The sequence below is a fragment of the Rossellomorea yichunensis genome (genome assembly GCF_032337515.1).
GTDB classification, from domain to species: Bacteria; Bacillota; Bacilli; order Bacillales; family Bacillaceae_B; genus Rossellomorea; species Rossellomorea yichunensis.
The window spans coordinates 105,184-116,791 of record NZ_JAVYAD010000006.1; the positions used below are offsets into that span (position 1 = coordinate 105,184).

The 11,608-nt window shown below is 42.3% G+C and carries 11 protein-coding genes and 1 riboswitch; of the genes, 8 read left to right on the forward strand and 3 right to left on the reverse strand.

Going from position 1 to position 11,608, the window contains the following annotated elements:
- Positions 1 to 82: 82 nt before the first annotated feature.
- From RSX31_RS16805 to RSX31_RS16815, 3 genes are all read right to left on the reverse strand, one after another.
- Positions 83 to 214, reverse strand: coding sequence for a hypothetical protein (locus tag RSX31_RS16805; protein WP_262372000.1), 132 nt, complete (start codon positions 212 to 214; stop codon positions 83 to 85).
- Between the two features lie 168 nt (positions 215 to 382).
- Positions 383 to 1,924, reverse strand: coding sequence for an FAD-dependent oxidoreductase (locus RSX31_RS16810; protein ID WP_315635253.1), 1,542 nt, complete (start codon positions 1,922 to 1,924; stop codon positions 383 to 385).
- Between the two features lie 122 nt (positions 1,925 to 2,046).
- Positions 2,047 to 2,901 carry a tetrahydrofolate dehydrogenase/cyclohydrolase catalytic domain-containing protein gene (locus tag RSX31_RS16815; RefSeq protein WP_397548105.1) on the reverse strand — a complete coding sequence of 285 codons (855 nt, stop codon included), beginning with the start codon at positions 2,899 to 2,901 and terminating at the stop codon, positions 2,047 to 2,049.
- 47 nt (positions 2,902 to 2,948) lie between these two features.
- A riboswitch (ZMP/ZTP riboswitch) is annotated at positions 2,949 to 3,045 on the reverse strand.
- A gap of 194 nt (positions 3,046 to 3,239) precedes the next feature.
- Here RSX31_RS16815 and RSX31_RS16820 point away from each other — a divergent pair.
- The 8 genes from RSX31_RS16820 (at position 3,240) to RSX31_RS16855 (ending at position 11,193) form a co-directional block, all read left to right on the forward strand.
- Positions 3,240 to 3,974, forward strand: a complete 735-nt coding sequence (locus RSX31_RS16820; protein ID WP_315635254.1) for an SDR family NAD(P)-dependent oxidoreductase — start codon at positions 3,240 to 3,242, stop codon at positions 3,972 to 3,974.
- Positions 3,916 to 4,986, forward strand: coding sequence for an S-adenosylmethionine:tRNA ribosyltransferase-isomerase (locus RSX31_RS16825; RefSeq protein ID WP_262372001.1), 1,071 nt, complete (start codon positions 3,916 to 3,918; stop codon positions 4,984 to 4,986). The genes RSX31_RS16820 and RSX31_RS16825 overlap by 59 nt, the downstream gene beginning before the upstream one ends.
- Before the next feature lie 11 nt (positions 4,987 to 4,997).
- A complete protein-coding gene (locus RSX31_RS16830) occupies positions 4,998 to 5,363 on the forward strand; it encodes a VOC family protein (protein ID WP_315635255.1) in 366 nt (121 codons plus the stop codon).
- Between the two features lie 348 nt (positions 5,364 to 5,711).
- The gene (locus tag RSX31_RS16835) at positions 5,712 to 6,356 is read left to right on the forward strand and encodes a YczE/YyaS/YitT family protein (RefSeq protein WP_148970626.1); all 645 of its coding nucleotides are present in this window, start codon (positions 5,712 to 5,714) and stop codon (positions 6,354 to 6,356) included.
- 276 nt (positions 6,357 to 6,632) lie between these two features.
- Positions 6,633 to 7,331, forward strand: a complete 699-nt coding sequence (locus RSX31_RS16840) for a DNA alkylation repair protein (protein ID WP_315635256.1) — start codon at positions 6,633 to 6,635, stop codon at positions 7,329 to 7,331.
- Between the two features lie 135 nt (positions 7,332 to 7,466).
- Positions 7,467 to 8,645, forward strand: coding sequence for a MalY/PatB family protein (locus tag RSX31_RS16845; protein ID WP_315635257.1), 1,179 nt, complete (start codon positions 7,467 to 7,469; stop codon positions 8,643 to 8,645).
- A 309-nt stretch (positions 8,646 to 8,954) separates the two neighbouring features.
- The gene (locus RSX31_RS16850) at positions 8,955 to 10,145 is read left to right on the forward strand and encodes a glycine C-acetyltransferase (RefSeq protein ID WP_315635258.1); all 1,191 of its coding nucleotides are present in this window, start codon (positions 8,955 to 8,957) and stop codon (positions 10,143 to 10,145) included.
- Positions 10,146 to 10,251: 106 nt separating this feature from the next.
- Positions 10,252 to 11,193, forward strand: a complete 942-nt coding sequence (locus RSX31_RS16855) for an L-threonine 3-dehydrogenase (RefSeq protein WP_148996292.1) — start codon at positions 10,252 to 10,254, stop codon at positions 11,191 to 11,193.
- The last annotated feature ends 415 nt before the right edge of the window (positions 11,194 to 11,608 follow it).

Below are 11,608 nucleotides of genomic sequence, written 5' to 3' on the forward strand. Positions count from 1 at the left end.
GAATGGATCAGGAGAAATAAGAAAAGAATAACCTGACGCAGCGTTACTGCCGGTTATTCTTCAATCAATCAGCTACTTGTTACTAGTCTTGTGGTCGGTTTTTCTTCGTATTCGCTTGCCCGGTTGTAAACTCCACTAATTCAGAACTTGTTCGATTTTGTTTAGCATTCGTATTACTTTGAGCATTACGGTTACCTTTTTTAGTACGTCCCATTCAGAATCCCTCCCAAAAATAGTAACTCAAGCATTTATAGTTTGAGACATAATCGAGGAAATATTCTTCTGTGTATTGCGACAAAATATGTCAAATACTTTAGGATCCGGTTTATTTCCCAGGCTATATTCGACAATAATCGGAAGTTTCTTTCCAGAGGTCCGTCCCTCAATCGGTCACTTCAAACCTTGTAAGAGGTTTCTTAGCAGGTCCTTCAATTACTTCCCCATCAATGGAGAAGCGTGATCCGTGACAAGGGCAGTCCCATGTGTGGTCTCCGTGGTTCCATTCGGTTTCACAGCCGAGATGGGTACAGGTGGTGTCTACGACGTGCAGCTTACCTGTTTCATCCCGGTATCCACCACAACGTCGCCCGTTCAGATTCACCACGTCGCCTTCGCCTTTTTGTAGCTCCTGTACCTTTTTAGTTGGAATTTGAAGCTTTCCTTTAATGAGTTGTCCCGCTACATTTATGTTCTCTTTGAAGAAATGTTTGATGCTTGGATCTGCGACAAAACGGGAAGGAGTATATACGTCAGCATAAATATGGTGATTTCCTAAAATTTGTTCTGATAGAATTTGCCCCGCCAGAGTTCCGGACGTCATGCCCCATTTTTTAAAGCCTGTGGCTACGAAAATGGAAGGATGCTTTTCCGTTAATTTACCGATATAAGGAACTTTGTCTAACGTGATAAGATCCTGTGCTGACCATCTATAACGAATTTCTTCAATTCCAAGCACTTCTTCACCAAAAACTTTGAGAGCTTTATAATGATCCAACGTATCCTTTCCTTGTCCTGTTTTATGATTATCCCCACCGATCAGGATGAGATTCTCTCCATTTTCATCCTCTTGAGAACGGAGGGAACGGGTAGGATCTTCTGCACTTAAGTACATGCCTCCCGGATAATCCTTTTTCGCTTTTACTCCAAGAATGTACGAGCGTTCCGCATACATCTTTGTGAAATAAAAACCCATTCCATCATAAAAAGGAAAGTGAGAGCAGATGACAACTTGCTCGCTATCCAGATGATAACCGTCTGCAGTCACAACTTGATTGGAGTCTCCTTCGTTAATGGTTTTAGCCGCAGTTCCTTCAAATATTTGACCGCCAAGTCCCGTATAAGAATCAATCAAGGCTTTAAGATATTTTAAAGGGTGAAACTGTGCCTGGTCTTTCATTACGACTGCGTTTTTAATGGATAGATCGATCGGGAGTTTTTTGATGAGCTCTCCCATAATCTCTAACTTCTGATACGCCTCGTACTCCTTCTCGATTTTTGTAGCATATTGATCAGTAGTCGCGTATACATACGAGTCCTCTTCTGTAAAATGACAATCTATATTTTCACTGGAAATTGTATCTTTAATAAACTGAAGAGCCTTTGTCTGAGACAGATAGTATTTCTTTGCAAACTCTACTCCAAAATGCTGGATGAGCTCATCATAAATCAATCCGTGTTGAGCGGAAATTTTAGCGGTTGTGTGCCCCGTTGTTCCGTTCAATATATGATCAGCCTCAATAAGAGCCACTTTTTTCCCGCCTTTGGCTAACAGATAGGCAGTGGTGATGCCTGCTATCCCTCCGCCTACAACGGTTACGTCCACTTTTATGTTTTTATCAAGCTTTTTAAATATGGGGAGTTTAGTCGTTTCCCTCCAATAGGGCTCAGGTGTTTCAGAGAAAGCATTTTGGTGTTGTTTATCCATATGAACGCTCCTTTATCTTTCTATTCCTTACCATTCTTTCCTGAAATGTAGAAAAAATAAGTCCGAAATAGGAAAAAAAGAGACTGGCTCCCATAATGGGTCAGTCTCTTAAAGGATATTTATTATGAATGTTCAAGTACAGAACCATATTTCTCAGCAGAATCAACGGTCTGCTTTAATAGCATAGAGATGGTCACGGGGCCAACTCCGCCTGGTACAGGGGTAATCGCGCTCGCTTTTTCATAGCATGCTTCATAGTCTATGTCTCCGACGTTCCCTTTGTTATATCCCGCATCAAGAACGACAGCACCTTCTTTAAGCCAGTCACCTTGAATGAAGTTAGGTTTACCGACTGCTGCCACCACGATATCTGCAGTAGAGAGAATGTCAGGCAGATTCTCTGTATACGAATGACAGGTCGTCACCGTAGCGTTTCGATTCAACAGCATCATGGACACAGGCTTTCCTAGAATCGGGCTTCTTCCTACAACGACAGCATGTTTCCTTTCGAGGGACACACCGTAGTAATCGATGATGCTCATGATTGCAGCAGGTGTGCACGAAGGATATTCACCAAACCCTAATGAATTTTGACCGAACCCGTGGCTCGTGACTCCATCAACGTCTTTTTCAATGGAAATCGCTTCAAAGGCAGCACGTTCATCAATGTGATGAGGTACAGGATGCTGCAAGAGAATGCCATGAACGGAAGGGTCTTGATTAAGCTCATGGATAACGTCCAACAGTTCATTCGTTGTCGTTTCCTTGGGAAGATGAATTCTTCTTGATTCCATTCCGATCTTCGCGCAGGCATTGCCCTTCATCTTGACATACGTAGCAGAAGATGGATCGTCTCCAACGAGCACCGTAGCAAGACATGGAGTAATACCATTCTCCTTTAATATAGCAACTCTAGACTTTAGGCTTTCCTTTACCTCAGATGCAACAAGTTTCCCGTCTAATACTAGTGGTTCCACTGCAATCCCTCCTGATTATAGTAAAAGAAGACAAGGGTATCCCCCTTGCCTTCTGCCCAGGCGAACGGCTAATGGCTCATGATTTATAAGATTCGCAGCTCCCTTGTGGTTGATTCCACATTTTCGCCAGTCACTGCTCTATTTATTTTCAATTTGATTATAACACGAATGTAAATCATATTTCCAGTGTCAATGTTCGTGTTTTTATGAAACTACATCAAAAGGCTGATAATCTGCTCCTTCTAATTTTCTATTCTCCATGACCACTTATAGACGATTTGTCGAAAGGAGATTTTTCATAAACTGTAAGTAATAAGAGTTGGAAAGGGGAAATGAAGATGTTGAAAAATAAAGTGGTCATGATAACAGGTGCTTCAAAAGGGTTGGGTAGGGCCCTTGCCGTACAATTTGCCAAGGAAGGAGCAAAGCTTGCGATCTGTGCACGAACGGATGGACCCCTTCAGGAGGCTGAGAAAGAATTGAAAGCGTTAGGGGCAGAAGTGGTAGCTTTGGAAGCGGATGTTTCTGATTCCCGGGATGTTGATCGTTTTGTTTCTGTAACGGAGGAGGTACTGGGAAGAGTCGATGTTCTTTTTAACAACGCATCCGTTTTTGGACCTGGTCCGCGTTTGCTGGCTGATTATCCTGAAGAAGAATTTCTTGAGGTACTAAGAATCAATGCAATGAACCCATTTTTAGTAACGAAAAGAGTCCTTCCAGGAATGATCAGCAGGGGGAAAGGTTCAATTATTAACTTAACGTCAGAAGCGGGTAAAACAGGCTTTGCGGAGTGGGGAGCATACGGAATTTCAAAATTTGCCGTCGAAGGATTGACTCAAACATGGGCCGACGAGCTAAGTGATACGGGGGTGAGGGTGAATATGGTCGATCCAGGGGAAATGGATACGGACATGCACGACAAGGCTGTTCCGGAATGTGATTATCCACTTGCGGGTCCCCATGATCACCTTGACGTTTTTTTATATCTTGCTTCCGACGCAGCAGAAAACGAGAATGGGAATCGATTTGAAGCACAGGAATTTCAGTGGAATCGAGGTGGGGGAAATGAATGAACTGGCTAAGACCTTTGATATCCCTTCCCACTTAAACGCATCGACTCCCATTGAGCTTCGAGGATTCGAGAGAGACGAAGTGAAACTAATGGTGTTGAACCGTGAAACCGGGAACTGTGATCATACCCAATTCAAGCAGTTACCCGAGTTTTTAAATAAGGGGGATGTACTAGTTTTAAACAACAGCCGGACCATTCCTGCCTCTCTAAAAGGGAAGCAAGGAAACAGGCAGCTCGAAGTTCGTTTATCCAGAAAAGTAGATGATAACTGTTGGGATGCGCTTATCATAGGAGACTTTTATCAAGCGGGGGAACCGATTTGTTTTTCAGAGGAAGTCCTTGCCAGCATGGTGGGTGAAGGAAGTGAAAAACCACTGGTGCAATTGAAATTCAACAGAAGTGGTGTTGAGCTTTTTGATTTTATTTACAGAAACGGAGAACCGATCCGTTACGAATATATTGATTTACCATGGCCGCTTGATTGCTACCAAACCGTATACGGATCAGTCCCTGGGTCTGTGGAAATGACATCTGCCGGAAGGGCCTTTTCTTGGAAGTTGATACAATCCTTGAAGCAGAAAGGAATTGAAATCGTGTTCATACAGCTTCATGCAGGCTTGAGCTATTACGGGGATGATCGCTGGCCGACACCGAAAAATCATCCGGAAGAATACCATGTAGGTTCAGGGACAGTGGACCAAATTCTCAAGGCAAAGAGTAGTGGTAAGCGGGTCATTGCAGTGGGCACTACAGTCGTTCGTGCCCTTGAGACCATCATGACGCAATATGGACAGTTAAAGCCTTCTGAAGGGGTAACAAACTTATATATTTCAGGGGATACCCCTCTCAAACTTGTAGATGGTCTCATTACGGGGCTGCATGAACCGGAAGCGAGCCATCTGGATCTATTAAAGGCTTTTATTTCGGAAAAGAAGCTATTGAACGCCTATCAAACTGCTCTGTTAAAAAATTATAAATGGCATGAGTTTGGTGATATGAATGTAATTTTGTAAGGAGAATGGATATGAGACTTCATCATATTGGGATGAATGTAAAGAGTTTAGTGCGGTCGAAGGAATTCTATCAATCTTACTTTGGGTTTGAAGAGGAAATGTATTTCGAATGGGGTAGTGAGAGAATCCTATTTGTGAAAAAGAATGATTGTCGGTTGGAGCTCATCGAAGAGTCCGGGGAGGATAACGGATCAAAGCGGACTTTTCTTCATATTGCCTTGGCTGTCATCGATTTGGAGACGGAGGTTGGTCAATTAAAGGAGAAAGGGTTAGTACCCGTTGAGGGACCTGTTGTACTTGAAAATGGCTGGAAAGTGGTCTTTTATTTTGGGCCTGACGGGGAAATCGTTGAGTTGGTTGAAGGGTTGTTTCTTTGAGTAGCTGATCTGATTTCATGGAGAAATATACTTTTTTCAGCTTGGAAACTATCGAGTATAAAAAATTTCAATAGTTTCTAATGATGTATCAACGACTTTAAGTGAGTTCAAAGTGACATCTGCTTTTTTTCGAGGCGCAGCTTAGTGAATCCAGCCGAAACGGGCGATAATCCGGCCGAAATCACAATTAATCCAGTTGTTTTAAAATAAATGTAAAAATAGGGTGCAGAGGGTGACTGAATTATCCCCACCAACCCCATAGGTTTTATGAAATTTTTTTGTTTCTTATTCTGTGATACATTTATCCGGGTAATAAATGAAATGACTATGGTGTAGGAAGGGATTTTCATGAATAGAGAATTTGTATTACGTTGGTCGTTCTTCTTTACAGGCCTCCTTGTACTTGCGTTTGGCATAAGCTTGACGATCAAAGGGAAAGACCTTGGAATCGGACCTTGGGATGTGTTTCATTATGGACTATTTAAGCAGCTCGGACTGACGATTGGTACGTGGTCCATCATTGCGGGCTTTGTCATCTTGTTCGTGACGGGGATTGGAACGAAGTCATTTCCTAAAGTCGGAGCCTTTATAAATATGTTGTTAATCGGTATTTTCATAGATTTATTTAATTATGTACTTCCCGATCCTCAATCGTTATTGGCACAGTCAATTGTGTTTGCTATTGGGATTGTGGTAATCGGGTACGGTATCGGACTATATGTGTCAGCTGACTTGGGGGCGGGACCCCGTGACAGCCTGATGCTGCTCGTAGTTGAAAAGACGGGCTGGAAAGTTCAGTGGGTACGGAATGGTATGGAGATCATTGTGTTCTTCTTCGGCTGGTTACTTGGTGGTCCTGTCGGGATCGGGACGGTCATTATCGCACTGGGACTCGGCTCCATCGTCGGATTTTCATTACCTCAAAGTAAAAAGCTCCTTCACTTTTTCCTTATGAGACAAATGACAAAAAGAGACAATCCTTTGGCAAGCTGAGGGTTGTTTTTTTTGTTTAAAAAAGGTTTTTTACCCGATATTAAAGAAGTATGATGAGAGCTCTGCAGACGGGAGATGTTTTGATTGGAGAATATACTGGATGATCAATTTAGTGGGAAAGAACCTTTTAAGAAATGAAAGAGCTGGTAGACTACTGTTATATCTGTCAGAAGCCTCTTTATTGTTTAGACGGTTTCTTTAATGGTGTGCAAAAGGAGAATGGGAAAAGCAGTTGTTTTGAATGCGAAGAACAAAATCAAAAAGGGGAGAAAAAGGATGGGGCATGAGTATTCAGATAAAATCGTCACTCTGTTAAAACAGCATCAAAATAGTGAAAATCGAGAAGCCATGGAAGCGTATATGAGGAATCAATTTCAGTTCTTTGGCATTAGGACCCCGGAACGTACTGCTTTATTACGGGACTTTCTGAAGGAACACGGTAAACCACAGGTAGAAGAATTGCCTGACATTGTTCGTTGTCTTTGGTCTGAACCGCAAAGGGAGTGTCAGTATATCGCTCTTTCCCTTCTGGACAAACAATCCAGATATTTAACGAAAGACCACCTGCCATTTTTGGAAGAAATAATCACAGATAAATCCTGGTGGGACACCATCGATCATATTGCTCCCAATCATGTAGGGAAAATCTATCAAACGGAAGAAGATGACGCACACTTAGAGAAATGGATTCATTCCGATAATATGTGGTTGAATCGGATCTCTATTTTGCATCAATTGAAATATAAAGGAAAAACAGATCAGGATCGTTTGTTCAGGTACATATTGTTCCATAATGAATCAAAAGAATTTTTTATTCAGAAGGCAATCGGCTGGGCCCTCCGGGAGTATTCAAAAACGGACCCGGAAGCGGTTCAGCAATTCATCGAATCAGAAAAGCTGGCACCGTTAAGTAAGCGGGAAGGAATGAAACATATAAACAGAAGGGCTAAGGAAGGGAAAACCGTTGAAAAGTAGTGAGTGTATGAAGAGTCTGGACATGACACTCAGCTAATTTAAGTAAGGGGGATTCCGATTTTAAAATTAGGTATTCACCCTGTCCTCAATCTAGTATAAAGTAAGGACAGATATATGTGAGAGGGGTAGTAGGATATGAATTGGAATGATTGCATCGAGAGAACAAACACTCACTCTGTGAAATGGTCGTTTCCTGCCGAGGATGTAATTCCTATGTGCATTGCAGATATGGACTTTCAAGTGTCGCCTGCCATTCTCGAAGCCATGAATCGCAAGGCTCAGCATGGCATATACGGTTATACGACATTTAGTGATCGATACTTTGAGTCTGTCATTTCATGGTGGAAGAGGCGCTTCCAGATGGGAATAGAGAAAGAGTGGATCAGCTTTAGCCCTGGAATCATTCCGGGTATCAATGTATTGTTGTCCGTGTTAACGGAGCCAGGGGACGGTGTAATCATTCAAGATCCCGTTTATTATCCTTTTTACAGTACGATCGAGAACCATGGCTGCTCTGTTATGAAAAATACGTTGCTTTATGAGGATGGAGTATACTCGATTGATTTTGATGATTTAGAAGAAAAGGCGCGTCATCCCAGAACGAAACTTCTTATTCTTTGCAGTCCTCATAATCCTGTTGGACGGGTATGGACGCGTGAGGAATTAATGAAAATAGGTTCGATCGCTAAACGGCATGACCTATGGATCATTTCAGACGAAATGCATGGAGACCTGGTATACAAAGGATATGAACACGTTCCTCTGTTTAAAGGGGATGAAAGCTTAGTAGAGCGCAGTATTCTATGTGCGGCTCCAAGTAAAACCTTTAATATCGCTGGGCTTCAAACCTCCATCCTGCTCATACCGAACAAAGACCTGAGAGATAAGTATAATGAAAAGCTTACAGGCTATGGACTGATGAGACCGAATGTGTTTGGGATTGAAGGAACGATTGCGGCTTATGAGGAAGGTGAACCTTGGCTTAATGAGCTATTAATGGTGCTTGAAGAGAATAAACAGTATGTACTGAATTATTTAGAGCAACACCTTCCAGAGCTGAAAGGCATTACCCCACAGGCTACACACCTCATATGGATGGATTGTACGGAATTAGGCATGACAGGTGAAGAGTTGTGTACATTTTTCTTAGAAAAGGCCAGAGTGAAATTTGATGAGGGCTTTAAATTTGGTCAGAGCGGGCACACCTTTGTCAGAATGAATATCGCCTGTCCAAAAGAGCGGATCGACTTGGCATTAAGAAGGATCCACGAGGCGATTCTGGAGTACAGGGTCAACCGTAACGTCATGGAATAGAGCAGAGGATGAACAAATGAGATGTCATTTGTTCATCCTTTTTCTTTAAAAGAAATTAAAATAAAGGGCTCAATACTCCCAGATAGCAGAACATATATCGTGCTGTAAAAAAGTCTGAAGTATTTTAAGTATAAGGGGAACACTAAATGATAGGATGAATTTGAATATAATTTTTGTCCATCACAAAAAAACATGTTAAACTAAGAATCAGAATAATCATTAGCAATTATAAAGAATCAACTGATAAATAGTGTGTTTTTGGAGTGGACATTTGTTTTTAAAACGCTTACATAACAGGAGGATACGTATATGACTAGTAAAACATTAGACCATTTTTTACAGGAGAATCTTGAAGACCTTAAATCACGCGGTTTATATAATGAGATCGATCCATTACAAGGTGCAAACGGACCGGTGATTACGATCAATGATAAGAAGCTTGTGAACCTTTCTTCTAATAATTATCTTGGTCTTGCAACGGATGAACGACTGAAAAAAGTAGCGATTGAAGCAGTCAAAGAATACGGTGTAGGAGCCGGAGCCGTCCGTACAATCAATGGAACCCTTGATCTTCACGTGAAGCTTGAAGAGAAGCTTGCGAAGTTTAAAGGGACAGAAGCTGCCATTGCTTATCAGTCAGGATTCAACTGTAATATGGCTGCGATTTCCGCGGTTATGGACAAAAATGACGCTATCCTTTCTGACGAATTGAACCATGCATCGATTATTGATGGCTGTCGTCTTTCGAAAGCAAAGATTATCCGTTTTGGTCACTCAGATATGGAAGATCTTCGTGCGAAGGCAAAAGAAGCTAAGGAATCGGGTCAATACAACAAAATCATGATCATCACCGACGGAGTATTTTCAATGGATGGAGATGTATGTAAACTTCCTGAAATCGTTGAAATTGCTGAGGAATTTGATATCATGACGTATGTAGATGACGCTCACGGTTCCGGGGTCCTTGGAAAAGGTGCAGGAACGGTTAAGCACTTTGGCCTCTCAGACAAAGTGGACTTCCAAATGGGTACGTTATCGAAGGCAATCGGCGTAGTAGGTGGATATGTGGCAGGAACGCAGAACCTGATCGACTGGTTAAAGGTCCGCTCACGTCCATTCCTATTCTCTACATCCTTGACTCCCGCGGATGTAACGGCTTGTACAGAAGCACTTGACCTGATCATGAACTCTACAGAGCTTCAAGATAATATGTGGGAAAACAGTCGTTATCTGAAAGAAGAGCTGACGAAGCTTGGCTTTGACATCGGAAACAGTGAGACACCTATCACTCCGGTTATCATCGGTGAAGAACAGGCGACCCAGGACTTCAGTAAACGCCTGTATGAAGAGGGTGTATATGCCAAATCCATCGTGTTCCCAACCGTACCAAGAGGAACAGGCCGTGTGAGAAACATGCCTTCAGCAGCACATACGAAAGACATGCTTGATCAAGCGATTAAAGCATATGAAAAAGTCGGTAAAGAAATGGGAATTATCTAATCCCCCTATATAAATAACGAGATAGGGTCTGGCTGTAAAAGTCAGCCCTATCTGTATGAATCATGAAATCATTCTATCACCATAGGAAAATGCAGGAGGAAAGACGATGAAAAAGATTTTAGTAACGGGTGCCTTGGGGCAAATCGGTTCTGAGCTCACCAATAAACTTCGTACCGTGTACGGTTCTGATAATGTCATTGCGACAGATATCCGGGAAACAGACAGTCCTGTCGTAACGGACGGTCCTTTTGAGCAATTAGACGTGACCGATGCCGGGAAAATGTTTGATATCGCTAAAACAAATAAAGTGGATACGATTATTCACCTTGCAGCTCTACTATCTGCAACGGCTGAAGCAAAACCGCTACTTGCCTGGAATTTAAATATGGGTGGACTGGTAAATGCCCTGGAAGCAGCAAGAGAATTGGATTGTCAGTTCTTCACACCAAGTTCAATTGGAGCATTCGGTCCATCAACGCCAAAGGATTCGACTCCTCAAGATACCATCATGCGCCCTACTACCATGTACGGAGTCAACAAAGTGTCAGGAGAACTTCTGTCTGATTATTACTTCACTAAATTTGGAGTTGATACAAGAGGACTGCGTTTTCCAGGTCTGATTTCATATGAAACCCTGCCAGGTGGCGGGACGACTGATTATGCAGTAGAAATTTATTATGAAGCAATCAAGAATAACCAGTATACTTCATACATCGGTGAAGGAACCTATATGGATATGATGTATATGCCGGATGCACTTAATGCGATCATCGATCTTATGGAAGCGGACGGTTCAAAACTTGAGCACCGTAATTCCTTCAATGTATCTGCCATGAGCGTAGCACCTGAGGATATTGCAAAAGCAATCCGCGTACACCAACCGGACTTTAAACTGGATTATAGCGTAGATCCAGTTCGCCAAACCATTGCCGAAAGCTGGCCGAACGCCATCGATTCCAGCGCAGCCATGAACGAATGGGGCTTCAAAGCAGAATACGACCTAGCCAAAATGACAGCTGATATGTTAGAAAAATTAAAAACGAAGTAAACAGAATGATCCCTGAGAAGCGATAGTTTCTTAGGGATCTTTTTTATTCCTCATAAGGAATTCAATCTCTATCTAACTTAAAAGAGATTGCTTTTTAAACGTATTTGGTTTTATTTTTTGAAAAGGAAACACACTGAGAATGATGAATCTCACAGCAGGTGCACTCCATTGTAGATAGTTTATTTTGGGAGCAAACTATTTATAAAAGGGGCTTCTTTTGCTTGTCTATCATTAGGGAGTCATAATGTAAAAGCACAGAGTGGATTGTAGCGGAAGGCACTTGACTCCTGCGGGAAATAGAGGAAAGGTCGAGACCCCACAGGGCAAAGCCCGAGGAGGCTCGACTTCCTCCCCGGGGAATCTTGTGCCTGGAGCGGAAAGGAACGGTCCATGTTTTATTCAAACACAAAAATAC